Raw genomic sequence first — 25,266 nt, forward strand, 5'->3', positions numbered from 1 at the left:
AAGCAGGAATAATAACTTTAATATTAATATATATTAGAATAAACAGATAAAAATAAGTTTTTATATGTTGAACTTTATTCCTACTTTCTGCGGGAATGACATTATAAACATTCTTAGAGTAGTGAACTTAATTTGTACAGAGTATTATGTATTAACGAGAATACAACTCAATTACTAAATGAACTTCTGCTTCAAAAGGATATGGCACATCAGAAAGAGCAGGAACTCTTAAATATTTACCGGTTAATGAAGGTACATCAAATGATAAGTAATTGGGAGTTGTTTGACCTTGTTTTAAAACAGATTCTTGAATAAGTGCTATCTGTTTTACGGATTCTTTAACTTCTACAACATCGCCTTCTTTTAGGCGTATACTTGCAATATCGGCTTTCTTACCGTTTAATTTAATATGACCGTGTGAAACTAATTGCCTTGCAGCAAAAATAGTTGGAGCTATATTCATTCTATAAACTACTGTATCAAGTCTACTTTCAAGTAGCCCAATAAAGTTTTCACCGGTATTACCTTTCATTTTTTGAGCAAGTGCAAAAATATTTCTAAATTGTTTTTCAGTGACACGACCGTAGTGGCATTTTAATCTTTGCTTAGCTTTTAAATGTAAACCGTAATCTGAAGTTTTAATCATGGTATTTTGCCCATGTTGTCCAGGACGATAATTTCGTGTATTGAAAGCATCCTTGCTATCACCCCATAGACTTACTCCAAGCCTTCTACTAGCTTTATATTTAGAACGAACAATTTTTGTCACTGAAATATCCTTAACTTTTATTTGAATCACAAGAAAATATATACATTTCTTGCATCAAAGTCAATCATTGATTTTTAACCTAAAACTTTTTATATTCAATTAAAAAATTATTTCATATGAGCTCCTTAATAAAGTCGATAAATTTAAATAAAATTAATCCACAGAGTACAGTTAAAGACTATATTTTACTTATGAAACCGCGTGTAATGTCGCTTGTAATTTTTACGGGTTTTGTAGGTATGTGGCTTGCTCCTTATTCTGTACATCCATTTATTGCTAGTATTGCAGTTGTTTGTATAGCTCTTGGTGCAGGTAGTGCAGGGGCAATTAATATGTGGTACGATAGAGATATCGATAGTTTAATGAAGCGTACTCAAACAAGACCTATAGTTAGAGGTGCTATAGAACCTGATGAGGCTTTATCTTTTGGTTTGATAACAGGATTTTTTGCAGTATTTTTTATGGCTTTATGTGTTAATCTGCTTGCATCCTTGTTACTGCTATTCACTATTTTTTATTATATCTTTATTTATACTATTTGGTTAAAGCGTCGTTCCATACAAAATATCGTTATTGGTGGAGTATCGGGGGCATTGCCTCCTGTGATAGGTTATGCAGCAGTAAGTAATACTATAGCTCTTCAGTCAGTTATATTATTTTTAATTATCTTTATTTGGACGCCACCACATTCATGGTCTCTCGCTTTATTCTGTAATGAAGATTATAAAGACTGTAAAGTACCGATGATGCCTGCAATAAAAGGACCTTTATATACTAAAAAACAAATTCTAATTTACAGCATTTTATTACTTATTGTTTCGCTGATGCCTTTTTTTATCGGAATGAGTAATTTTATATATTTAATAATTTCTGGTATTCTTGGATTAGTATTTCTATATTATGTCGGTTCTTTATTCTATGATACCCCTGATAACAAACAGGCTAAAAGACTTTTTGTTTACTCAATATTTTATTTGTTTTTTATATTTTTATTTTTATACTTAACTAACACTATAATCCGTATTAGCTGAGAGGTAGGAGTATGGGTTACTTTTATGGAAGATAAAGTTGCAACCCAAATTGAAGAAATAATTCTGTTAATTTGCATTTAGCTAATGTTTTTTCTTTCAAACCTGTTAGTCATTTCCTCTACAAAGTGCATATGGTCTAAAATTTATTATTACGTTTTTATAATGAAATACCGCTTTCATAATATTACGATAATCACAGTTATTTCCTGATAAAAAAGCTATTTTATCATAACTATCCAGTAATAATAATACTTGATCTTTAATCACTTATATTTATTAATTCTTGTGGTTTTTTAAATATAGACAATAATAAATGAAACAACCGAGTTTATCTTGATGTAATTCCGTAGTTTGATATTTTTGGATATAATTTGCATTTAATAATTTTTTCAACGTAATTCTACATACGGTAATTAAACTTTTCATTTCATAATTTTTCTTTTTCCCATTTATACGAAATATTATGTAGTAAAATCATATTTCCTACTCCTACAACGCCTAATAATAATATTTTCCCTATATTCGTTTGGATTATGTTTTTTCTTTATCATTTTAGTTTTTTATATTATTAGTAAATATAACTTGAATTAGGGATGATTTATAGGCAATATTTTATTTTTTTTTTGAGAATAGATTATGACTCAAGATGAAATTGCAGAGTTATTTAAAAATGTGTCAATTTACATCACAGATGTAAATATAAATATGCACAAGACAATCCACGAAAATTTGTTGAAATTGATCTTGAAGAACTTTCAAGTTTTGTCAAAACTTATAGTTAAAATGAAAAGTATAACAACAGAGACGCTGAAGTTTTTCATAGCTTAAGTTCTATTTTAATGAGAACTCAATAAGATAATGCGATTAAATCATTAAAGAAACCTATTGTACTAGGTCCAAATAGAGCATTCTCTCATGAAGAGTCTTTATTAGTTTAGATAGCATAAAGCCAGAAGACGTAGTGGCCTCTATCACAGAGAGTTATCATGTTAAATCCAAATAGGAAAGCATTATATGAAGACCTTATTATTTTGTTAAAAAAGGTGAATTATAATGAATAGGCAGCAAAATTACTGAAATGATTTAAGATTTTCCTAAAAAGATAGCTAGTTTTGTATTAGATACTGATGAAATGAAGTATTTGTATTTATTAGGTTTGCTACAGGAATAACTGTATCAAAACAGTTTCTTCAATCATTTTTGTAGAAGCTTATTTACATGGTCTGCTTGTTGGTTTTTCAGCCTAATATTGCTTTGTGCCTCTACATTTGAATCCTTTTTTTTTCTAATGCCTAAAGTATCTTGAATAATATTTTTAGGTTTCTTCTCTCCACGTTTAAAGTCTTTAATAACGCTATTAAAAATATTTTTGACTAAATATGTCTGCAGAGCCTGAATATCTAGCTTATGCTGTGGGTTGTTTATAAATCCGTATAATTTAACGGCTATAGGCGGTAAATCAGCAATAGTAACACTTGCACTAATATCCATCATATATTGTGGTAAGTTAATTTGACCACTTGCATTTGCTTTGGCAGGTGAAGCATCTACACTGCATTTGTTTAACTTAAGCTTGCCTTTTATTATATTCCCGCTTGCAATTAAATTTTTAAAAGATATAGAACCATCGCTAAAGGAGTTGTTAATAAGTTGCAATACTCCTTCAGTATTTTTAGCATTATTTACTGCATGTGCAATTCTATTTAAACCAAGTCTGCTTATTTTCCCATTATCACTATTTACGTTAAATTGTCCGTTTAGATTATTAACATATATATAAACACTATTACCGCTTAGAGTACAAATCGGCTTTAAAGCTTAGTAGCCCATCAGTTATTTTTGTTTTACCCGATTGTGTAGTTAAATTTTTAAGATAGGCATTATTTAAATTGATTTTAATTGCAATATTTTGATTTTTGCCTGAATTTATAAAACCTGTGCTATTAAGTTCACCGCCATAAATACTAGCATTAACTGAAGTAATATTGAGCTTACCGCTGGTGATATTTAATTTTGTTTTTAAATTATTTATTATTAATGAGTCATTAGTTAATTTATCAATACTAGCGGATATTTGTCCTTCAATTTCATTTAAAAATCCTAAGTTAATAGGATTATTTGACCAAGGAGAATTATTTTCTGGGGGCTGTATATTTTGATCATTAGTTTTATTTGGAGCAGCAGTATTGTTATTACTTGCAATAATTTTTGACAAATTCACTAATGGACTATATAAGTTAAGGTTAAAATGTGGTTTTTGGGTTGCTAAATGAATGTCGCCTTTAATATACATATGAGTATTAAAAGCAGATATTTTATTATTGATATGGAAAGTATCTTTAACTTTTTGTACTTCCCCATTTAGTTGCAATACGATTTAGATTATTTACTCCAAGTAAAGTCATAAACGACTCAAAATTATTAATTTTTATATGGTGGAAAATAGTTATATTTTGTGTTAAGTTTTGAAGCTCAATATCTCCGGTGAGATGACTATTTGCAGCCGACAAGTTAATATTTTGCAGTTTTATTGCTTGGGAATTATAAACTACACTAGAAGTAAGTATAAGTTTTTGGTTAATAATAGGAGGTAATTTATCGGTCTTTAGCTTTAGAGCATCAAGTATAGGTTTTAAACTATCTGTTTGTAGCAGAATATTTGTCTTATCTAAATTAGCACTAATCTCAGTTATAATGTTACCTGGATTTATAATAATACTTGATTTTAGGTTATTACGCTCTACATCATAATTTGTATTTGCTAATAATTCTATATTTGTATAATTAAGTCTTGTATCTTTAATAGCTATGTTTTTACTATCGGCAGTAATTGCCGTAGTGAGCTCATAGTTATTGTGTAAGTCAGTAGGTATACCTAAAGTTTTAGTATTGCCTTTAATATTTGCTTTACCTGTAAAAGAATTATTTTCACTATCAAATTTTCCTTCAATTTTAATTTTTTCACTGGCAAGATTAATATCGGCACTTAACGTAATTATTGTCCCGATTTCTGCAATATTGCCATCTATATTAATCTGCTGTTCCAAAGCTTGTAAAGCTAAAGTGAAATCTATAGGCCCTTTAAGGCTTTTAATTTTAGTATCTAAGTAAATATTGTTAAATATTCTCTCATTATTTTTTTCTATATATATTACTTTGCCGTCTATAATTTTGAAATGACTAATCAAAATAGGAAGTTCTAACTCAGTTTTAGTATTATTGGATTCTGCAGAGTTGACGTTATTTATTTTAAAGTTATTATTAGGTATAGCAAATTGCCAATTTTTGTCCATTATTTAAAACTTCTAGGTTTATAATAGGTTTATGCAGTTCTATAGAATCTACTTCAATTGCTCCTCTAAAAAGAGAGAAAAGCTGCAATGACGCTTTAGCACATTCAATGGAAACTAAATAAGGTTCCTTTGTGTCGTCTATTGATGATAATTTAATTTTTAATAGTGATATTGTAGGATTCGGTAATAAAAATAATTTTATATCGCCATTAATAGTTAAATCTCTATTTATAGCATATTTGACTTTATCTATTATTACTCCTTTATAATTATTTAAAGGAATAAAGAAAGGAATAATAATTAATAACAATATTATACTTATAATACTAAGTAAGTATTTTAAAGTTTTAGGCATAGAGCTTATTAAGCTTCATATAATTTACTAATTTTTAGTTTTAATATCAATGATATTTATATCTAATAAATTAAAGTATGATAAGATTATACTTAGTACATTTGAAAATCCTTTCGTCGCTAGAGAGTTTTCAGATTCATTTACCGTTTTATATCAAAGATTTACTCTTGTGTGAAACTCTTAAAATGGAAAGTATAGTTTTATAGAACCTAACCTTAGAAGTCTATATTGTATATTTTATTTCCTGCTAAATTTGACTGTAAAGACTGTTAATTATTGTTATTATTAGCACATCAAAGTAAATCTGATCATTACATGGTTTGTCGCTTGTTTAAGTATATGTTAAAAATAGGAAAATTCCTTTTATATCTGTTGGTGTTTTATAATACGAAAATATAATGCTCCTCAAAATTTATAGAAGTTGTGTGATCATAGTGGACTTGAAAAAATTATTTAGTCTAGAATTTTATATTTTGTATGCAATATTAAGTATATGAAATAAGCATAATTTATTAAAAAGATGAAATGAGATAGCTGACATTTGCACTAAGTTTACCGAGGTTAATATTGGCATTGATTTATATAGAGCTAATTTTATACTATACTTTGACCGAAATTGATCAAAATGATATAATTGAAAATACTTTAATTATATTTAAACCCTGAAGAAGGAGAAGAAATTATTGGAAGTATTGTTGTATATCATTTAGGAGCAATAAGGTATCGAGAAAGGTAGAGGACAAGAAAAAATAATGCTAGTTAAAACAATGCTAATGTTGAATTTACCAGTTTTACAAAAGGAGAAATTGCAGCATTGCGAAAACAACTCTAAAAAATTAAGAGATTGAATCATTAAAATAAATTGTTCAAGCTTCTCTTTTATAGTTTAAAATCCCATAATTTTTAGTTATAACAGGAAAAAATTCTTTATTGAAAGGTAATAATTCAGTTGTTTGGTCTAAAAATTCTATTTCAATTATATCACCAGCACCAAAATTAAGAATATTTTTAATTTTGCCTACTTTTTTATGATCTTGATCTAATATAGTGAGATGATTTAAATCCGCTATATAAAATTCATCTTCTTCTAGTTTCGGTAAACTTGCTCTTAAGCAAAATAGTTTATAGCCTTTTAAATTTGCGGCTTCATTGCGAGTAGCTATATCATTAAATGTGCAAATTAATTCTCCTTTGGCATTTTGGCTCATTAGCTTAATATTTATATTTTCTCCTGATGCATTTACTAAATTTCTTTCAAGAATTTTTGTATTAGGGACAGTAAAAGATTTTAAAATTACATGACCTTTAATTCCGTGACATGATTTTATTACACCGACTAAAATTAAATTTTCTAAAGAATGCATTAATTTACCTTCAAATTTTAATAGTTATATAATAATATATTTAAAAACTTTTTTACAGACATGATAAAAAAAATAGCTGCCGGCATCATAATTTGTTTCTCATTATTGTTATTTATAATTTTTGGTGCATTATCTTTTGTTAATTATAGTGCTGTGACTAATGATCTTACTAGTCATTTAGGAATTGCGAAGGAAAATATTGGGAAAATAAAGATAAGTAAATTTCCTTTGCCCTATTTAATTATTGAGTTGATAAGGGAAGAAGGAATGCTAACTTTAGAGCAGATTAAAATTTATTTTTCGTTGTGGTCGCTCATAAAATTTAATCCTAAAATTAATAAAATAGATATATTGGATGCTAAATTTTATTCAAATTCTAATTTATTAAATATTTATAATCATGAAGAGTTAATAAAGAATTTCTTTAAATATAAATTACAAAATATAAATCTAAATGTTACTAATTTAAGTATTATTAATAAACAAGATTATTCTGTTTTAAATTTTGATAATTGTATATTAAAAAAAGTAAATGCTTTATCGTCTAATTACATATTTAGCACTACAAGTAGCTATATAGGTAAAATTTCAGGTTCAATTAATAAACATGACGATACAGTAGATTTTAGTCTTAATATTGATAATAATGATTATGATTTTAAGTTATCACAAATTTACAAAGATTTTAAGCTTACTAGCGGTAGCGGTGAATATCAAATTAAAAATTTAGCATCGGTAATATACAGTATATTACCGGATTTACAACATCTTTTTAATAAATTTAATCAAAATGAGGCAGTAAACGTTAAATTTAATATTTCAAATAATGAAGATGCAATAGAGCTAAAAGACATAGTAATAGTATCGTCTGTTATTATCGGTAACGGATTTGTTAACATTGCTAAAAATGATAATATTACTACTAATGTGAAACTAAATTTCCCTAAAATAGATTTAAGCTTGTTACTTGCTCCAAATGCAATGGTAACATTTAATACTGCTCCTTCAAATGTTAGATTTATTTTTGCTGATAAATTACTGAAAACAGACGTAACAATTGATGAAATAATTTTAAGTAATAATGAAGCATTAGAAAAAATAGTCTTTTCTTCTAACTTATTAAAAGGTACTTTAAAGATAAATGAGTTGTCAGGCAATATTAAGTCAGGCGGGGTATTTAAGCTTACAGGTAGTGTAACACAGAATGCTGTTAGAAGTATATTCGATGGGCAGCTATATTTAAAGCACAACGATATAAATTTGCTACTAAATATTTTAGGATTTAATGATGTTACTATTAAAGAAGCTATTCCTTTTAGTTTAGAGTCAGATTTAAAACTTACTTTAATAGATTTATTTTTTAAAAATTTATTACTTAAAACGGATAATTTAAATTTATCAGGAAATTTTTCTAGTAAATTGATTGCTCAAACACCTCGGCTAGATGCTACGCTTAATATATCTTCGCTTGACTTAAGAAGTCAAACATATCCAATAATTTCGCCGCTTATCGAATTTATAAAAAATTTAACTAAAGATATGAAGTCTCTAGATTATCCAAGTAAATTTATTCCTATTAGAACAATAGGATATTTAGCTAATTTAGATATTTTGATTGATAGCGTTAAGTATAACGATCATATATTTGACAAAATAAATTTGCTTGCTAAAATCGTACCATCTAATATCAAAATTAGTAATTTAGATTTTAAAACTGCTAACAACTATTTATCAACTAGCTGGAATTTAGATGTATCAAATGTATTGCCGTCTTTAACTGTAGAAATTAAGGATGGTACTCTTACTACTAATTTATTATCACCGTCAGGAATGCTTAATTTAAGAAATAAGTTAGTAAATGATTATAGTTTAGATAAAGCTATCTTACAAGTTTTCGGTACGTTGTCAACATTATCACATAATGATTTGATATTGAAAAATGTTAAATTTTATATAGCAAATAATAATAATCTATTGCAATTCAATAATATTGAAGCAGAATTATTGGGCGGCAAGTTTCAAGGTAGCGGCAATATTTTATTGGAGCCTTATTCTATAAATTTTGTATATGCCTTAAATACAATAGATTTAGGTAAAGTTGCGGCTCTTATGCCTAAAAAAATATTTACTACAATGAGTGGAGCAGTAAGTATAAGCGGTAGTTTAGAGACTAATGGTTGTACACTTCAAAGCCAGTTATATAACCTTACTACCAAATCACAATTTGCTATAAACAATATAGATATTCATAACTTTGCAATTGATTCTTTTATAGAAAAAATTAATACAACTGATTATAAGATCCAGAATTTAGATAAAGATATAAATAATGCTATAACTACAGGACAAGAAAATATTAGAGGTATAAGCGGTGATATTGACCTACAAAAAGGTATTGCCCTTTTAAAGAAAGTAAAATTTACAACACAATATAGTAGCGGTGCAGCCTCTTTTGCAATTAATATATATAATTTTGATATAGATGCATCTAGTATTTTATCATTTTATGTGCCGGCAAGGCTTGTTAATTTAAATACATCAAATATGAGTTCTGATAAAGATATTTTGGCACATCTTAATATAAAAATGCAAGGGAGTGTTTTTGCTCCTAAGAAGACTTTCGATAGTAGTGATCTAAAAAAAATACTGATACCACAAACACAAGAAGCTACTAATTCAGTTAACTATTAAAGAATAAAAAATAAATGACTAATACAAAAATTTTAGAAGAAAATATTAGCTTTGAAGAAGCTTTAAAAGAGCTTGAGGCGATTGTAAAAAAAATAGATAGTGGGCAAGAGAGTCTAGAGACAGCAGTTAATAGCTTCGAAAGAGGCATTTTACTTAAGAATCATTGTGAAAAGAAACTAAAAGAAGCTCGGTTAAAAATTGAAAAAATTACTAAACTTGCCGATTCTACAGTGGTTTTAGAAGAGACAGAGATTTAGAAAGTTGTATATATCGTTTCCATATAGGTGGAAGTCCATAATCTATTGATAAAAATTACACTTTAATTGACAAAATGTTTGATCATATTTTTTATAAAGTTCATAATATTGTTTTAGCTTTTGTAGGGATGTTTATATTTAACGCAATAAATTATTCCTAATAATTTTCAAAAAGAAGAATTTGGAAGCCTTGGAGGATTTTTATCGGGAGCAGTTGGTATTTATGTTATGTAGTGTCAACAATTAATGTATTAATTTATTTGCTTAGTAATTTTAATAAAGCACAAGAAGGGGTGGCAGTAAAATCTATAGTGTTGATAAGGCTTGTAGATAGTATAGGTTGGTTTCTCCATGAAATGAGCTCTGCAATTTATCTAGATATTTAAAACGGAAGATGTTATTGCAGTGTGAATGGCAATGAATAAAAGGCTGTAATAATAAAATCAAATCATAAAGCTCTTAGTTTTCTTCAAGATATTAATAAGCGACTTCAAGCTTATCAATTAAATGAGTAAATGCAGATATTTATTTAAAAAGAAATAATTAAAGAGATACAAGAGCTCTATACTGTGAGGTAACATAGAGTTTAAATATCCTATTTTAATGTTGGAAGTTATATTTATATAATGACTATTATTAATTTTACTTTTGTTTGTATGCTTGGTACTAAATTTTATCTACATAAGATTTCGGTTGCTTGATTTTGTATTACTGTATCATCAATGCTTTTTTTAGACAAATCTTTTTGAGGTTTCTGTACCGTTAATCAATATAATCTTATTAAGGCTAGAAATTATATTGAGAGATTAAATTAGTCCTATCTGTAACGACATAACGCCATAGTTTATCGGTACCTTTGGTAATACCTATACGGGCGGTAGTAGAGTAGGGGAGCGTTAAGCCGATATCTCCAACAAAAAATTTGTTGTTATTAATAAGATCGCATTTATTATGAGATATATTAATTCCTAAATATTTACATAATTTACCTGGACCATTTAAGTATATATTCTTAGGTGAAATAACATGTACTCCTCTTATTAACGCTGCTGCAGGAAAACCATCAGTTTCGGTTATGAAATTTAAACAATAATACATTCCGTAAATGAGATAAACATAGCTAAAACCTGCAGGACCGAACATTACATCTGTTCTTTTTGTACGACCTCTTGCAGCATGGCAAGCAGGATCGTCCTGACCTATATAGCTTTCTGTTTCAGTAATGATAGCTGTTTTACCTTGAAAATATATAACCTTACCGATTAACTCAGTGCTTACTAAGTTAGTGTCTCTTGAGAAGAATTCACGGGATAAAGGGATTAGATTCATTATATATAATATAGTAAAAATTGATGTTGAACGTATAGCATTGTATTTACCAAAAGCATATCGATGTCATTCCTAGTTAAAAGCGATAGGATCTTATATATCTTTAAAAGTACCAAATTATTTTGGTTCCTTATTATTTACTGAATTCCTTTTTTCTCGGGAATGACATTGAATTTCTGTATCATACAATAAAGTTCCGTTATAGAACGGTTGGCATTTGATAATTCTTTTAAAAGTACTCCATAATCCTAGTAGGCTACCATCTAGTATTATAGCCTCTTTAGCATATTCGGAACAAGTAGGGTGAAAGCGACAATTCGTGCCAAGTAATGGGGAAATGAAATATTGATAAAACCTAATTAGTAGTAAAAGTATTTTAGTCATTTTGCAGCTTATCTATAATATTTTCCATTTTTTCTTGAGTTAGATCTTCATAATAATCATCATTGATTTGTACGACCGGTGCATTAATACATGCTCCCAAACATTCGATCTCAATTAAGCTAAATTTCTGATCTTTTGTCACTTCTTTTTCTTTTATACCAAGTTTTTTCTCACAAGTTTTTATGATATCGCTACTACCACGTAGCCAGCAAGGGGTAGTAGTACATACTTGAATATGATATTTACCGACGGGCTTTAAATTAAACATAGTATAGAAAGTTGCAACTTCATAAGCACGTATATAAGGCATTCCTAGCATATTTGCAACATATTCGATAGCAGGGATAGATAGCCAACCGCCGTTTTGACGCTGTGCTAGATCAAGCAGCGGTAATATAGCACTCCTTTTTCCATGTGGTGGATATTTTTTGACAATATCTTCTGCTAGATTTAAATTTTTCTTATCAAATATAAAACTTGTAATTTTTGTATCCATATATTACTTATGTCATTTCTGTGCTTTTGTATGTTATTCCTGTGAAAGCAGGAATCCAACAATTTATTCAATTAAATCTTTCCATTCAGGATTAGTTTTTTAAGTCTATTTTCTAACTACGCTTCCATTTTTTAAGTTTTTTTGTCTTGTCAGTGCTTCTTTAAATATTAGTACATTCTTCTTTATCAACAAGCTTTATAATATATTTTGTGAGGTAAAACCTTGGATTGTTTTTTGTTTATGTTCATAATCACAATATATTATATTATTAGTAATACCAATATATTAAGTACTATTGCAATTAGAACATAATAAATCCCCAATACATTTTTATTATTTAGTTTTATTTACTGGATTCCTGTTTTCGCAGGCATGGTAAAAGACTATGGGAATGAAGTCAACCAACTAACAATAATCATCTATCTATTTCTCCAAATACAATATCAAGCGTGGCTATAATAGTAATAACATCTGCCATTAAATGACCTTTAGACATAAAAGCCAGTCCTTGCAAATGAGCAAATCCAGGGGCTTTAATTCGGCATCTATAAGGTCGGTTGTGGCCGGTTGAATATAAATATACTCCGAACTCGCCTTTAGGAGCTTCTACGGCTTTATAGGTTTCCCCTGCAGGAACGTTATAACCTTCAGTATAAAGCTTAAAGTGATGGATCATCGCTTCCATAGATTCCTTCATTTTTGCTCTTGTCGGTGGTGTTAATTTAGTATCATTAGTTTTAACTGCACCTTTCGGCATTTTTGCTATACATTGCTTGATTATTTTGATTGATTCATACATTTCAAGCATACGGATAAGATACCTGTCGTAACAATCACCATTTTTACCTATAGGTATTTCAAAGTCTATTTCATCATATATGTCATAAGGGTTTGACTTACGTAAATCCCAAGCTATACCTGAACCTCTAAGCATAGGTCCTGAAAAACCCCAATCCATTGCTTCTTTCTGTGAAACAACACCAATATCTACTAAACGTTGTTTCCATAATCTATTTTCATTTAGTAGGGTTTCAATATCATGAAGTTTAGAAGGAAAATGTTCTATAAATTTGTCTATATCCTCAAGTAAACCGTCAGGTAAATCTGTAGCAACCCCGCCTGGTTTAAAGTAGTTTGCATGCATGCGAGAGCCGGAAACGCGTTCGTAAAACTCCATGATTTTTTCACGTTCTTCAAATAGCCATAATAAAGGAGTAGTAGCTCCGACATCTAAAGCTTGGCTACCTATATTTAAAGTATGGTTCAAAATTCTTGTTAATTCCGAAAATAATACTCTGATAAATTGAGCTCTTCTTGGTACTTCACACTTTAATAATGACTCGACAGCTAGAGCAAATGCATGCTCTTGACACATTGGTGAAACGTAGTCAAGGCGATCAAAATAAGGTATAGCCTGCAAATATGTTTTATGCTCAATAAGCTTTTCAGTTCCTCTATGTAGTAACCCTATATGAGGATCGGTATTATTTACTACTTCCCCGTCCATTTCAAGGATTAATCTTAAAACTCCATGAGTTGCCGGATGCTGTGGGCCAAGATTGAGAGTTATAGTTTTGATGTCGTTAATCATAGTAGCCGTTATTGCAAGAAGCCGTAGGCGACAAGGCAATCCATTTAAATAATTTCATCATATAGTCTTTCCATTTATATTCGTTTGCTCAATTAAATTACGCTTTTTTGCTCTTGTGCCAGATTTAATTTATTTTTTTCTAGTTATTGTAGAATCCATGGTTTCATGCATTTAATAAAATACTGGTCATATTTTTACTAAACCGATAGTTGTTTTCATATATACGTTTGATAAGATTAGAAGTTACTCCTACGTAAATAGTATCATTGCGTTTATAATATATACAGTCAGTTTATTTTATAATTTTTCTGAATTGCTGCACTTCTTGCATTTGCTCGCAATGACTATTTTATATCTACACTGTTTTTCTTTGCCTTCTTATCCTCAGTTAAAACATAAGTAGGGCTGTGCCAGTGAGAGCTAAAATCAAACTCACGATATTTTATGTCTAAATCAACTGGCTCATAAGCTACTTTCTTTAATTTTTCATTATACTTAACTTGTGTATAACCGGTTAACGGAAAATCTTTACGTAATGGATGTCCCTCAAATTCATAATCGGTTAGTATACGTCTTTTATCATCATTCCCGTCAAAATTTACTCCGTACATATCATAAACTTCACGCTCATACCAACAAGCAGCATTAAATATATTTATTGCTGAAGGTATGCTTTCTTCTTCAGAGACATCTACTTTTATTATAAGACGCTTGTTTAATTTTAGGCTTAGTAAATTATATACTACTTCAAATCTTTTGTCTCTGTCAGGAAAATCAGCTCCGAATAAATCAGTAAGTATAGTAAAACGTAATTCTTCCGATTCTTTTAAAGCCTTTAAAAGCGGTAATAAATAATTTGGTTTGACGTTATAAGCTAAATAGTCTTTAACCGTGACATGGGTTATCAGTATTCTAGATTTAGCAGCAAGTTTCTCAATCAGTTTGTCTAGCGTCATACTTAAAACCTGTAGTGCGTTTAATTTTTTTTTGTAACTGCATCAGTCCGTAAATTAATGCTTCGGCAGTAGGGGGGCAGCCAGGGATATATACGTCAACTGGTACGATTCTATCGCAGCCGCGTACTACCGCATAGGAAAAATGATAATACCCACCACCGTTAGCACAGCTACCCATTGAAAGCACCCATTTAGGCTCGGCCATTTGGTCATATACTTTACGTAAAGCCGGTGCCATTTTATTAGTGAGCGTACCTGCAACTATCATAAGATCAGACTGTCTTGGGCTTGGTCTGAACAACATACCAAAGCGATCCATATCATACCTACTGGCTGCTGCCTGCATCATTTCCACTGCACAACAAGCAAGGCCAAAGGTCATTGGCCATAAGGAATTAGCTCTTGCCCACCCTATAACATCATCAACTTTAGTTAGTAAGAATCCCCGATTTGAGAGTTCATTGTTAAGTAGCTCGTCCTCCTTATAAAAACTATTTTTCATATTACTACCAATCTAATGCTCCTTTTTTCCATTCGTATATGAACCCAATAATAAGTACGAATAAGAAAAACATCATTGAAAAAAAGCCTATTTTACCTATTGTATTAAGGCTAATAGCCCAAGGTACTAAAAATGCGATTTCAAGGTCAAAGATAATAAATAAAATGGCAACTAAGTAAAAACGTATGTCAAATTTTGATCTTGCATCGCTAAAAGGCTCAAAACCGCACTCATAAGGTTCTAGCTTATCTTTATTATATTTCTTTATTGATAATAGGTTAGGTAGAATCATTATTAAACTGGAAACCAATATCGCAATACCACAAAATATAGCAATTGGTAGATATTCCTGTAAAAATTCTGAGTTTTGTAGCATATGTTTGTATTATGTAATTCTAGACATTGTTTATGTCATTCATAGCTGAAAGCAGGAGTCCAGTAAAGCATATAAAAAACTTGTTTTGATATGCTTTTTTCAAATATGTATAAATATTCTTATTAGAATATTTATTCTGGATTTCCACTTTCGTAGGAATAACATAGAACTCTGACTTCTATATCTATACCAAATATTATGAATTATCAACGACAATATCAGGTTTAACTAGTAACTTCATTAAAACTAGTACCCAAATACCGCTTGATATCCACCATATTTGCCAAATATTATATGAAATCATCCCTATAATATAATAATTTATAAAGCATGCATAAGCAGCTGCTCTGAAATCATTATTCTTTATGTTATCAATTTGCTTTAAGCATTTATAGATTAAGCTTAAAAATAATATTAGCCCTATTATACCAAGTTCAAGATTAATTTGTAATATATTATTATGAGGATGAAGCGGCAAAGGATGCCATGTTTCTCCTTTATAATTGATCATTTCATTGTCTGTGACTTCGATATATTTAGAAGAAGCAAAACCATAGCCTAAAATCGGCTTTTTAATGATTTTGTTTGCGACGAAATGCCAAATAAATAAGCGATGAGCAGCCGATGCTTGAGTTGTTAAATATTTTTGAGATAAATATTGCGGCTCTATTTGTTGTGCTATAACAGGGAATAGTAACGAGCCGGTAATTAAAATTATTGCAATTAATTTGAAAAATATCAGCTTTATAAATCTTGCTATAATGAATATTATTCCGCCTATACTGAATCCTAAAAAACTTGCTAGACTATCGGACGACTTAAGTAAATAAAGCACTAATACATATAGCATTAATGCATGTCTTCTTTTACCGCTAGAGAGTAAAATTATAATAGTAGTCCATGCAGTAATTGAAAGTAAAGCACAGCCCCGATCTAACATATATAAGTCAAAACTAGCTTTAAATATTTTAGTTAAAAAACCATGAGAAGAATATTCTATGAAGAATAATAATATTGCTGCCAAAATTCCGTATATTAAGGCTTTTTTGAGCTGTAAGCGATTTTGAAAAGGAGTAGAATTACTAACTGTAAATCCAAGGAATAAGATTATAAAAACTTGAGTAAAAGTAGCGAAACTATTAATAAGGTGAATTGCAAATAAACAAGATATTAAACACCAGCCGGCGAATAATAGTGTTATACTGTGGCCTCGCCACGGTATCCAGTCTTTTTTAATTTTTAACTGGATACTGCGATCAAGTCGTGGTATAAAATTGTTACTGCATTCCTGCCTACATGGGAATGACATAGACATTTGTTGTAGGGTGTTTCGTATAACAACACTCAGTAAAAAAATTGTAACTAGAGCTGCAGCTGATAAGCCAGCAAGCATCCCAAAGCTAGGAATTAAAAATATTAAACTTGAAATTAAATATTGCATCTAAAAACAATCTTTAGCAAAAATTTCGTAAATTGGGTGTTCAAGTGTTGAAAGTGAAATACTTGAAGAGGTCATCCATCCTTGAAAAATTACATTAGGATCTTCATCAATCTTATATTCTGTTATGGTCATCAACAAATAATTATCTTCATTATACGGATCAAGATTTTTTGTACATTTGTGTAATTTGATTTTTATATTACCGAAATATTTTTCCTCGCCAACTTTAAAATTAATTTCTTCAGAAGTGGCAGTAATTTTATTTAGAGCAATAATTTTACCGTTTGTATAATTCTTAAATTTAGAACTATTATTAATATTATTGTTTGGATGTAAAACAGGATGATTGTAATCAATAGGGATAAATACATCATTTTCAATATCTTCGGTTGTAGTAACCGATTCTAAATTTTCTGCGAATATAGGAAAATTAATGTATATAGTAATGATAAAAATAATTCTTAGTAATTTCATAAATAAACATATTTTTTTAAAATTATATACTATAGAGCATTAATCGCAACTAAGATTTGTCTTAATGTACTATATTAATTATGTTATTCCTGCCTATGTGGGAATGACATAAAAATATAAAGGAATGACAATTAAACCACATATGATCCACTCCAAGAACTCTTAAATTCTATTTAACGATAAAACAGGATTTGCATAGCTTTATAATTAAGGTATTTAATACTATTAATCCTGTTGAATACTATCAAGTAAACATATAAGAATGATTATTGCCGTGCAAAGTGGTGATATTAATCATTTAATAATTGATATACTGCATCAAGGAGTTTAAGTTAGCGTTGCTTAGTCTGCTTATTTACTTGAGGCTAATCATTTAGCAGTTGGCTATTCACAGATATCAAGTATTCGCTAGATTATCAGTTTATTTTAAATTCCAATTGGTATAATGAGCTTTTTTCAAATAATATCCTCAGTAAAATCTATAAATCAAAAAAGTAAATTTTTAACTACTGCTAACGGCTTTAGATTTGCAACATCAGGTTTGGAGGATCGGTAACAGGTGAGGGTGGTATATACTTCATTATCGATGATACTTTAATCCTAAGTAGATTTACGCTTGGTTTGAGCAAACTTTTTAGTAGGATAAATAATCGTAATTGTAGTGCTATAGTTTTAGTGATATAGGATTTATCCATTTTAGTTACTTAGTAATAGCACAATTTATAGCATCATTTAAGAATTCCGGCGATTCGCTTCAAGATTATTCCTTTAAACTAATAACTAATAATAGAGATAAAGAATATCAATATCTTAATGGTGAAATATTAGATAGTTCTAAAGAACCTTCTGATTGATTAGCAAAAGTAGAGCAGGGAATAGGTAGCTATAATTTATTATAATGTCCGATATTTACAAATACGATAACTATAATATATAAGATGCTAGTTTTTATGCAAATCTACCTGCAAGATTTGATGATTTATATGCAGAGTTGGGATACGGTAATTAAAATTCTGAAGATCCCAATTATAGTGTTTGCACTATATTGGGAATTTTAGACCAGAGATATTATTTAGTATAATGAGTGCAGAACATGATTAACTCTCTTAATTTGAAAAATATAACGGGGAAATTAGTTGCAGAATATCAAGTAAGATTTATATTAATCCAGATAAAGCAAGTGGTTAATCATTGATTCAAGATATAGTGTTTTTAAATAATGATATTAGAGTGATTATGTTAAGCTGAGGCTTAATATAAGTTACAAGGTGTGCTTCGGTAGTTCCTTTATTGCAATTAAATAATCTTTTAATAACTAAATAATCAAGCATAATTTTAAAGGAATTGCTAAATTTTCCTCATATTACAAATGAATATATAGTAGATTCTGTTAGCAAGTTCTTGAATTTTATAACAGATGAATAGTTTAAATATCCTGTAAGGATTAGGAGTTGAGTATAAAAATAGTTGCTTTTTTGGGTGGATATTATTAATATTTACTATCATTCTGTTTGTCAAGCTGCAATCAAGTTGTGGAGATGATAAGAAGGAAGAATCCTACCTACGACAATACTTTTACAGTATTATAAATATTTCAGGCTGGGTAGCAAAGTGGTAATGCCGTGGACTGCAAATCCTCTATTCGTCGGTTCGATTCCGACCCTGGCCTCCATTATAGAAATTAAAAAATCTTATGAAATTTATTTCGCAATTCCTAGAAATGCTTTTAGCCGAAAGAGCGCTGTCAAAAAATTCTATACTTAGTTATAAGCGTGACTTATTGGACTTTCAAAATTATCTTGCTAAACAAAAATTATCCGAATTAAATATAAACACAGAAAATATCAGAAATTGGATTGAGTATTTAGCAGGTAATGATTTACACGCTCGTTCTATCAATCGAAAAATCTCAACTATAAAAAGTTATTATGAATTTTTAATTAGCGAAAATCATACTGCTTTTAATCCGGTTCTTAACGTCGATTTACCGAAATATCAAAATAAGCTTCCTAAAATATTGTCTATAGATCAAATTAAATCGTTACTTGAATATTGCTCCCAAGATTCTACGCCGGAAGGGATCAGGCTTAATGCAATGATTCATTTGCTTTATGCTAGTGGTCTTAGAGTCTCAGAGCTGGTTAGTCTTAAACTTGTTGATATTTTTAATAAAATGTCAGGAGAGGTGAAGAAAGTATTTTCTGTGCTGGGTAAAGGTAATAAGGAAAGAGTCGTAGTAATAAATGAAAAGGCAGTTATTAGTATTGTTCAATATCTTGCAATTAGAGATATTTTTGTAAATAAAGCAAAACCCAAAAATCTAATTTATTTATTTCCTTCATCATCTATTGCCGGTTATATGACTAGGCAAAATTTTGCGATTTTGTTAAAATCTGCCGCTCTTTATGCAGGGCTTAACCCTGAGCATATTTCTCCGCATATATTGCGCCATAGCTTTGCAAGTCATTTACTTGAGGGCGGAGCAGACTTAAGAGTTATTCAAGAACTACTTGGTCATGCCGATATATCTACAACCCAAATATATACTCATCTTCAAACTAATCATCTAAAAAAAGCATTGTTACATCATCCCCTCAATAAAAGTACTTGTTAATATTTTTTAACGAAATATAATATGCCTTTTTAATTTACGGAATAAATTATATGAAGCTAAAAAAAATGGTAACCTCTTGTATTAGTAAACCTAAAAAAATTAAAGAAAAATATTCTGTATTAGATCAAAGACAAAAAGTAGAACCCAATATCTATTATTGGTCAGGATACGAAAATCAAGAAGAAGAACTCAGCAATTATTCTGAGTTAGTTAAAAAAATTCAACAAGGAGAAATAACTTTAGAAGTTTTAGACAATTTAAGAAAATTAAAAGTAGATGATAAAAAATCTTTTCTAGCAGATATAAAGGATATGGTATCTAACAATAGGTTACATGAACTTAATGTAAAAATAATGGAACACGCTTTAGATTTAGTTGATTCTCAAGACTCAGCTTTTTTACTTCGTAGAACAAAAGAGGATAGTATATTTCGAGATCTAATCTATTTAGAAGCAAAAGGCAACAAGTTTACTGTAGATATTGATAAAAAAGGAAATTTAACAATTACTTTTTCTAGTATGGTACTTGAACTTTATAAGCTACTAATTAATAATTTTTATTTGGAAAAATTTAGAGACGATGAATTTCGCAAGAAAGCATATGAATTATACAAAGAAGATTTAAAAAAATTAGGTGACACAAGTGAAGAGGCTTTAGAAAATTATTATGTTAAAAATAGTTTAGCACAAAGCATAATGTGTTTATTTGTGAGTAGAGATATTAGAGAAAGGGCTGTAAGTGAAGAATTACTTAAGTTAGATATATTTAAAAAAGTATTTGAGGGAAAAAAAGCATTATATGGAGCTTCTGCTGATTCTAAATTATTAGTGGTCGATTATGTATTAAATGATGTCAAGGGTGTTTATATTAATAATTTAGTAGCTTCGAATATTTTAGATTTAGTAATGTATAGTCAATCAAATAATGAGACAATAGAATCAATAGAAATTTTGGGAAATAGTGAAAGTTTAGTATGACTTTCAAGATACTGTGGTTTTGATTATAAATATAGCAAAATAGCTAGAAATTAATTTAATCTTAATATTTAAAAAATGGCTACAAAAAATAAAAAAGAAACAGTGAATACTGAAACAAAAAATTTAACACATTTAGTTATCAAAGAAATAGATAGTGAAAATTTTGATTTTGGTATTTTGCAAAAGATGCAGCAGGCTTTTAGTACTGCAAGTAAGCAAAAACATAGGGAAGCTTTTATAAGTTTTTTAGATAAAAAGCTTAATAAAGAGCAATTACATAAACTCAATCAAACAATAATGAAAAATGCGGATGCATTAATGCCGGATAATGATCCTAATTTTGTTTGTCGTACTCCTAATAATAAAGTTTTTCAAGAAATATTATTATTAGAGGCAAAACGCTCAGGTATGAAAGCAAAATTTAATTCTACAGGAGAATTACAACCTCTTGATGTAAAAGATATAACAAAGGAAATACTAGATCATTATCATATTTTACAAGCAAATTTTTATCCCAAAAGAGATTCTAAAGATTCAATAGATAGTAGAATAGCGCAAAGTATTAATTTTTTATTATATGCTCCACTTTTTCGAGAATCAGAGATATATGCAAAATTAGGTTTAAAATCGGCTGAGATAGAGCGAAAAATACAAGATCCTAACGATAAGTATGTTAAACAATTAGTAGATGCTAAAATAGGAACAAATACACATTTTAATACAAAAGAAGATTTAGACAATAAAGCAAATAGAAAAGAGAATAAAATATTTTCAATAATTGAAAAAGCAATAACAACATTAGAGAAAGACAAAAAGGTCAAGATTGGAGATAAGAGACGAGGAGAAATACAAAGGCATATATCTAAATCTTTATTAGCAGGAACTTCTAATTATATATTAACATTCACAAAAAATGATTTAGTAGATTTAATATATCAAGGATTACATGAAAGACAAGCTTGGTGGTCAAAGATTATTAATTATATAGGTATAAAATCGTATTCTATTTCTAAAAAAAATCTTAAAAAAATAGGAAAAATAATAAATAGTGAAATTAAAAATTCTCATACTCCTCTAAAGATAGAAGTACCAGAACAGTTAAAACAAATTGTAGAAGAGTTAAACAGATTTAATAATTCGTCGTTGCCATCAGAGGTTAAAAATACTCAGGCAAAACCTAAAAAACCACCTGTTCCGCCAAAACCTGAGTACCTCAAAAAAAGGGATCGCGGATTGTGATGTTTTTGTTGTGTTTGATTTTTTATCATTGCGAGGAAATTATGAAATAATTGGCAAAGCAATCCAGTGTATTTTGATTATGAATTGCTATGCGATCAAAGATTGTTTGCAATGATGCTGTATAACAACATATTTACTTCATAGCTTATAATTTATTACTTCCCATAATATTATAACCACAATCTACATAATGAATTTCACCAGTCACACCTTTAGATAAATTACTGAATAAATATATTGCCGCTCCGCCTACATCTTCTTGAGTAGTATTACGTTTTAACGGTGCAGTTGCAGCGTGAGATTTAAGCATAGTACTAAAATCACCTATTGCACTAGACGCTAAAGTCTTGATAGGGCCTGCCGAAATAGCATTTACTCTAATGTTATTTTCTCCCATATCGTTTGCTAGATATTTTACACTAGCCTCAAGTGCAGCTTTAGCAATCCCCATTACATTATAATTAGGTATAACTTTTTCAGCGCCGTAGTAAGTTAAGGTCACAATGCTTCCGCCGTCATGCATTAAAGGTTCTGCTGCCCTTGCGAGTGCTAAAAGAGAGTAACATGATATATGTAAAGAATTATGTAAATTTTCTAAGCTAGTATTAATATAACGTCCCTTTAATTCATTTTTATCAGCAAAGGCCATTCCGTGAAGTAAGAAATCGAAACTACCCCATTTCTCTTTTATATCATCAAATAAATTACTAATTGATTTTGGATTCGTAACATCAAGTTCGCTAACAAAATTACAGCCTATTGCTTCAGCAAGCGGTTTAACTCGTTTTTCTAGTGCTTCCAATTGATAAGTCAACCATATCTCTGCCCCATGTTTTTTAGCAAGTTGTGCAATTGCCCATGATATTGACATATTATTTGCAATACCTGTAATTAAACCTTTTTTTTCTTGTAGTAACCCTGTAGTCATTTCTTTACTCAATTATATTAAAAAGTTGCTGAAATGATAGCATGATGTATTATTTTGTAAATAAATTTTACTTATTTATAAATAATAAAATGTATAGATCTAAAATTACTTGCTTTTTATTTGGGATGTTAAGCGGTTTCGTTTTTGCTCCGACGTTCTTTTTGCCGGCATTATTAACATTATCTTATCTATGTTACATAATTCAAAAATCTGAAAATTGGCAAGAAGCTGCAAAAATCGGTTACTTATTTGGTTTTGGGCATTTTTTAAGTGGAGTATATTGGATAAGTATCGGTATCAGTGTTTATATTGCAGATTTTTGGTGGGCAATTCCTTTTGCTTTATTTGGACTACCTATAGTTTTAGCTTTCTTTATATCGGTAAGTTGCATGTTTAGTTTTTTTGCTAAAAATAATAAGTATTACCAATTTATATTCTGTTTATGTTGGGTATTATTTGAGTGGGTAAGATCATGGATGTTTACCGGGTTTCCTTGGAATTTGATTGGCTATGCTTTTTCATTTTCGGATATTTTAATACAGCCTTTAAGTATAATAGGGATATATGGGTTTAGTTTTATAGTTATATATATTGCCACTTCTGCTTATCCTTTATTTAGCAAGCAATTTACTCAGTTAAAAATATTATTAGCTAGTTCAGTTGTAATATTAACTGTAATTGTCATTTACGGAGTAGCAAGGCTAAGTAATAACCCTACAAATTTCACTGATATAAAAGTGCGCTTAGTACAACCTTCAATCCCTCAAATCGAAAAATGGAATGAAGAAGAATTTTGGCATAATTTAATGCTGCATATTAATTTATCGGAAAAGTCAGAAGAACCTACTGATTTAATTATTTGGTCTGAAGCAGCGTTAGTAGTGCCATTTGATTTACCACAAGTTAAATCAGAATTATTAGAAATGTTAAATGTAACAAATGCTATTTTAATAACCGGAGGGATCGCAGATAATAAAAAACAAGGTGATGAGTTTGAACTTTACTCAGCTATGTATGCTCTTACTAAAAACGGTCATAAATTATTTGAATACCATAAATCACATTTAGTACCTTTCGGTGAATATATGCCATTAAAAACAATATTACCGTTTAAAAAATTAACCCATGGTTTAATTGATTATAAAGAAGGCAACAGTGGTCTTGTCTATCTTAATAAATACAATCTCAAAATTAAACCTCTGATTTGCTATGAGTCAATTTTTTCTGATTTTGTTCGGACGAATAATGAAATTGTGGATGTGATAATTAATGTTACAAATGATGCATGGTATGGTAAATCAAGTGGTCCATATCAACATTTTTATATTAGTAGAAGTAGAGCTGTAGAAAACGGTTTACCTATGATTAGAGTAGCTAATAACGGTATTTCAGCTATAGTAGATCCTTGTGGCAGAACAATAAAAAAACTGAATCTAAATGAAATAAATTATATCCAAGGTTTAATTCCTAAAAAACTAAACTCTCCTACTATATTCTCACAATTCGGTAATTTTACTATTATATTACTGATCACTTTTATACTTTTAATTAATTATTTATTAGCTTTGATTCTTGGTAAATAAAGGGTTTTAGCATTATTATATTTAATTTTTAATACAGTTGCTTAAAGTAATAAAAGTAGTATATTTACTACATTTAAAGTTAAAACCTTACAAAAAAATTAAAGATTATTGTAGAGTAATGATTCAATAAAATATCTGGAAAAACTTGCAAAGTGTACGTTAAAAGTACTACGACCTGCTGCAGGTATTAGCTAAAAAGAATTATGACAAGCTTGAGACATCAGTGTTCTCCAAAATATAAAGAGGATTTAATATACCTATAAGTAGGTTATATATTTTTGAAAAGTTTTAAATATATATTTAAAATATTTTTTTAGTTCTGAAGAAGAAAAGTTAAAAACCGACGATGAAAATACTTCTAATAATATATTCAAAGAAATAGAAAGTGATTTCTTAAATAATTATTGTTGAAGAAGAAATGTAATATGAAAATGAAGTCTCTTTTGATTATAAAGAATTATCAAGGACTATGGGAAGTCAATATTAGAAAAATAATAATTGAACTTGTCAGATCAGTATCAATTACCTTGTAAATAATTATTTAAATTTTCATTGACTTAGTTGTTAAGGTTTAGTAAGCTCTGAATCATTACAATTATTAAATATGTTGGAGGAA

22 protein-coding genes, 1 tRNA gene and 1 pseudogene are annotated in these 25,266 nt (G+C 29.1%); 9 read left to right on the forward strand and 15 right to left on the reverse strand.

What is annotated here, in order from left to right; translation table 11 throughout:
- Positions 1–151: 151 nt before the first annotated feature.
- Positions 152–769: a 30S ribosomal protein S4 gene (gene rpsD / locus AAGW17_RS03470; RefSeq protein ID WP_347938667.1), complete on the reverse strand. Its 618-nt coding sequence runs from the start codon at positions 767–769 to the stop codon at positions 152–154.
- 116 nt (positions 770–885) lie between these two features.
- On the opposite strand from rpsD, the gene cyoE reads away from it, so the two are divergent.
- Positions 886–1,800: a heme o synthase gene (gene cyoE / locus AAGW17_RS03475; protein ID WP_347938669.1), complete on the forward strand. Its 915-nt coding sequence runs from the start codon at positions 886–888 to the stop codon at positions 1,798–1,800.
- A gap of 105 nt (positions 1,801–1,905) precedes the next feature.
- Here the strand turns inward: cyoE and AAGW17_RS03480 are convergent, their stop codons facing one another.
- From AAGW17_RS03480 to rimM, 3 genes and pseudogenes are all read right to left on the reverse strand, one after another.
- A complete protein-coding gene (locus tag AAGW17_RS03480) occupies positions 1,906–2,067 on the reverse strand; it encodes a hypothetical protein (RefSeq protein ID WP_347938671.1) in 162 nt (53 codons plus the stop codon).
- A gap of 927 nt (positions 2,068–2,994) precedes the next feature.
- A pseudogene (locus AAGW17_RS03485) lies at positions 2,995–5,448 on the reverse strand (AsmA family protein).
- An 866-nt stretch (positions 5,449–6,314) separates the two neighbouring features.
- On the reverse strand, positions 6,315–6,812 hold the full coding sequence (gene rimM, locus AAGW17_RS03490; RefSeq protein ID WP_347938673.1) for a ribosome maturation factor RimM: 498 nt from the start codon (positions 6,810–6,812) through the stop codon (positions 6,315–6,317).
- Between the two features lie 60 nt (positions 6,813–6,872).
- Between rimM and AAGW17_RS03495 the strand changes: the two genes are divergently transcribed.
- The 3 genes from AAGW17_RS03495 (at position 6,873) to AAGW17_RS03505 (ending at position 10,146) form a co-directional block, all read left to right on the forward strand.
- Complete coding sequence (locus AAGW17_RS03495) at positions 6,873–9,503, forward strand: AsmA-like C-terminal region-containing protein (protein WP_347938674.1); 2,631 nt, start codon at positions 6,873–6,875, stop codon at positions 9,501–9,503.
- Positions 9,504–9,517: 14 nt separating this feature from the next.
- Positions 9,518–9,760 carry an exodeoxyribonuclease VII small subunit gene (locus AAGW17_RS03500; RefSeq protein WP_347938675.1) on the forward strand — a complete coding sequence of 81 codons (243 nt, stop codon included), beginning with the start codon at positions 9,518–9,520 and terminating at the stop codon, positions 9,758–9,760.
- A gap of 233 nt (positions 9,761–9,993) precedes the next feature.
- Complete coding sequence (locus AAGW17_RS03505) at positions 9,994–10,146, forward strand: hypothetical protein (RefSeq protein ID WP_347938676.1); 153 nt, start codon at positions 9,994–9,996, stop codon at positions 10,144–10,146.
- Between the two features lie 400 nt (positions 10,147–10,546).
- On the opposite strand, the gene AAGW17_RS03510 is transcribed toward AAGW17_RS03505, so the two are convergent.
- The 10 genes from AAGW17_RS03510 to AAGW17_RS03555 all read right to left on the reverse strand — a co-directional run bounded on the left by AAGW17_RS03510 (position 10,547) and on the right by AAGW17_RS03555 (position 18,004).
- Positions 10,547–11,089, reverse strand: a complete 543-nt coding sequence (locus AAGW17_RS03510) for a DNA-3-methyladenine glycosylase (protein WP_347938677.1) — start codon at positions 11,087–11,089, stop codon at positions 10,547–10,549.
- A 117-nt stretch (positions 11,090–11,206) separates the two neighbouring features.
- Positions 11,207–11,473: a membrane protein insertion efficiency factor YidD gene (gene yidD, locus AAGW17_RS03515; protein WP_347938678.1), complete on the reverse strand. Its 267-nt coding sequence runs from the start codon at positions 11,471–11,473 to the stop codon at positions 11,207–11,209.
- Entirely contained in the window at positions 11,466–11,969 is a 504-nt protein-coding gene (nuoE, locus tag AAGW17_RS03520; RefSeq protein WP_347938679.1) for an NADH-quinone oxidoreductase subunit NuoE, read from the reverse strand. The genes yidD and nuoE overlap by 8 nt, the downstream gene beginning before the upstream one ends.
- A 415-nt stretch (positions 11,970–12,384) precedes the next feature.
- A complete protein-coding gene (nuoD, locus tag AAGW17_RS03525) occupies positions 12,385–13,560 on the reverse strand; it encodes an NADH dehydrogenase (quinone) subunit D (protein ID WP_347938680.1) in 1,176 nt (391 codons plus the stop codon).
- A gap of 344 nt (positions 13,561–13,904) precedes the next feature.
- Positions 13,905–14,516 carry an NADH-quinone oxidoreductase subunit C gene (locus AAGW17_RS03530; protein WP_347938681.1) on the reverse strand — a complete coding sequence of 204 codons (612 nt, stop codon included), beginning with the start codon at positions 14,514–14,516 and terminating at the stop codon, positions 13,905–13,907.
- On the reverse strand, positions 14,494–15,018 hold the full coding sequence (locus AAGW17_RS03535; protein ID WP_347938682.1) for a NuoB/complex I 20 kDa subunit family protein: 525 nt from the start codon (positions 15,016–15,018) through the stop codon (positions 14,494–14,496). The genes AAGW17_RS03530 and AAGW17_RS03535 overlap by 23 nt, the downstream gene beginning before the upstream one ends.
- A 4-nt stretch (positions 15,019–15,022) precedes the next feature.
- Positions 15,023–15,394, reverse strand: coding sequence for an NADH-quinone oxidoreductase subunit A (locus tag AAGW17_RS03540; RefSeq protein WP_347938683.1), 372 nt, complete (start codon positions 15,392–15,394; stop codon positions 15,023–15,025).
- Between the two features lie 196 nt (positions 15,395–15,590).
- Positions 15,591–16,835 (reverse strand): O-antigen ligase family protein, encoded by a 1,245-nt coding sequence (locus AAGW17_RS03545; protein ID WP_347938684.1) that lies wholly within the window; start codon positions 16,833–16,835, stop codon positions 15,591–15,593.
- Positions 16,836–17,309: a DUF2155 domain-containing protein gene (locus tag AAGW17_RS03550; protein ID WP_347938685.1), complete on the reverse strand. Its 474-nt coding sequence runs from the start codon at positions 17,307–17,309 to the stop codon at positions 16,836–16,838.
- A gap of 521 nt (positions 17,310–17,830) precedes the next feature.
- A complete protein-coding gene (locus tag AAGW17_RS03555) occupies positions 17,831–18,004 on the reverse strand; it encodes a hypothetical protein (RefSeq protein WP_347938686.1) in 174 nt (57 codons plus the stop codon).
- A gap of 902 nt (positions 18,005–18,906) precedes the next feature.
- Between AAGW17_RS03555 and AAGW17_RS03560 the strand changes: the two genes are divergently transcribed.
- The 4 genes from AAGW17_RS03560 to AAGW17_RS03575 all read left to right on the forward strand — a co-directional run bounded on the left by AAGW17_RS03560 (position 18,907) and on the right by AAGW17_RS03575 (position 22,139).
- A tRNA-Cys gene (locus tag AAGW17_RS03560) sits at positions 18,907–18,981 on the forward strand.
- A gap of 21 nt (positions 18,982–19,002) precedes the next feature.
- Entirely contained in the window at positions 19,003–19,923 is a 921-nt protein-coding gene (gene xerD, locus AAGW17_RS03565; protein WP_347938687.1) for a site-specific tyrosine recombinase XerD, read from the forward strand.
- 50 nt (positions 19,924–19,973) lie between these two features.
- Entirely contained in the window at positions 19,974–20,900 is a 927-nt protein-coding gene (locus AAGW17_RS03570; protein WP_347938688.1) for a DUF5410 family protein, read from the forward strand.
- Between the two features lie 75 nt (positions 20,901–20,975).
- Positions 20,976–22,139 carry a DUF5410 domain-containing protein gene (locus AAGW17_RS03575; RefSeq protein ID WP_347938690.1) on the forward strand — a complete coding sequence of 388 codons (1,164 nt, stop codon included), beginning with the start codon at positions 20,976–20,978 and terminating at the stop codon, positions 22,137–22,139.
- A 145-nt stretch (positions 22,140–22,284) separates the two neighbouring features.
- On the opposite strand, the gene fabI is transcribed toward AAGW17_RS03575, so the two are convergent.
- Complete coding sequence (gene fabI, locus AAGW17_RS03580) at positions 22,285–23,067, reverse strand: enoyl-ACP reductase FabI (RefSeq protein WP_347938691.1); 783 nt, start codon at positions 23,065–23,067, stop codon at positions 22,285–22,287.
- Positions 23,068–23,156: 89 nt separating this feature from the next.
- Between fabI and lnt the strand changes: the two genes are divergently transcribed.
- Positions 23,157–24,650 (forward strand): apolipoprotein N-acyltransferase, encoded by a 1,494-nt coding sequence (gene lnt / locus AAGW17_RS03585; protein ID WP_347938692.1) that lies wholly within the window; start codon positions 23,157–23,159, stop codon positions 24,648–24,650.
- The last annotated feature ends 616 nt before the right edge of the window (positions 24,651–25,266 follow it).

Source organism: Rickettsia sp. Oklahoma-10 (assembly GCF_039954865.1).
GTDB lineage: Bacteria > Pseudomonadota > Alphaproteobacteria > Rickettsiales > Rickettsiaceae > Rickettsia > Rickettsia oklahomensis.

Excerpts from the sequence above, each read along its gene's own strand:
- cyoE (WP_347938669.1), top strand. The coding sequence starts at position 886 with ATGAGCTCCTTAATAAAGTCGATAAATTTAAATAAAATTAATCCACAG.
- rimM (WP_347938673.1), bottom strand. The coding sequence starts at position 6,812 with ATGCATTCTTTAGAAAATTTAATTTTAGTCGGTGTAATAAAATCATGT.
- AAGW17_RS03495 (WP_347938674.1), top strand. The coding sequence starts at position 6,873 with ATGATAAAAAAAATAGCTGCCGGCATCATAATTTGTTTCTCATTATTG.
- AAGW17_RS03500 (WP_347938675.1), top strand. The coding sequence starts at position 9,518 with ATGACTAATACAAAAATTTTAGAAGAAAATATTAGCTTTGAAGAAGCT.
- AAGW17_RS03510 (WP_347938677.1), bottom strand. The coding sequence starts at position 11,089 with ATGAATCTAATCCCTTTATCCCGTGAATTCTTCTCAAGAGACACTAAC.
- yidD (WP_347938678.1), bottom strand. The coding sequence starts at position 11,473 with ATGACTAAAATACTTTTACTACTAATTAGGTTTTATCAATATTTCATT.
- nuoE (WP_347938679.1), bottom strand. The coding sequence starts at position 11,969 with ATGGATACAAAAATTACAAGTTTTATATTTGATAAGAAAAATTTAAAT.
- nuoD (WP_347938680.1), bottom strand. The coding sequence starts at position 13,560 with ATGATTAACGACATCAAAACTATAACTCTCAATCTTGGCCCACAGCAT.
- AAGW17_RS03530 (WP_347938681.1), bottom strand. The coding sequence starts at position 14,516 with ATGACGCTAGACAAACTGATTGAGAAACTTGCTGCTAAATCTAGAATA.
- AAGW17_RS03535 (WP_347938682.1), bottom strand. The coding sequence starts at position 15,018 with ATGAAAAATAGTTTTTATAAGGAGGACGAGCTACTTAACAATGAACTC.
- AAGW17_RS03540 (WP_347938683.1), bottom strand. The coding sequence starts at position 15,394 with ATGCTACAAAACTCAGAATTTTTACAGGAATATCTACCAATTGCTATA.
- AAGW17_RS03545 (WP_347938684.1), bottom strand. The coding sequence starts at position 16,835 with ATGCAATATTTAATTTCAAGTTTAATATTTTTAATTCCTAGCTTTGGG.
- AAGW17_RS03550 (WP_347938685.1), bottom strand. The coding sequence starts at position 17,309 with ATGAAATTACTAAGAATTATTTTTATCATTACTATATACATTAATTTT.
- AAGW17_RS03555 (WP_347938686.1), bottom strand. The coding sequence starts at position 18,004 with ATGGATAAATCCTATATCACTAAAACTATAGCACTACAATTACGATTA.
- xerD (WP_347938687.1), top strand. The coding sequence starts at position 19,003 with ATGAAATTTATTTCGCAATTCCTAGAAATGCTTTTAGCCGAAAGAGCG.
- AAGW17_RS03570 (WP_347938688.1), top strand. The coding sequence starts at position 19,974 with ATGAAGCTAAAAAAAATGGTAACCTCTTGTATTAGTAAACCTAAAAAA.
- AAGW17_RS03575 (WP_347938690.1), top strand. The coding sequence starts at position 20,976 with ATGGCTACAAAAAATAAAAAAGAAACAGTGAATACTGAAACAAAAAAT.
- fabI (WP_347938691.1), bottom strand. The coding sequence starts at position 23,067 with ATGACTACAGGGTTACTACAAGAAAAAAAAGGTTTAATTACAGGTATT.
- lnt (WP_347938692.1), top strand. The coding sequence starts at position 23,157 with ATGTATAGATCTAAAATTACTTGCTTTTTATTTGGGATGTTAAGCGGT.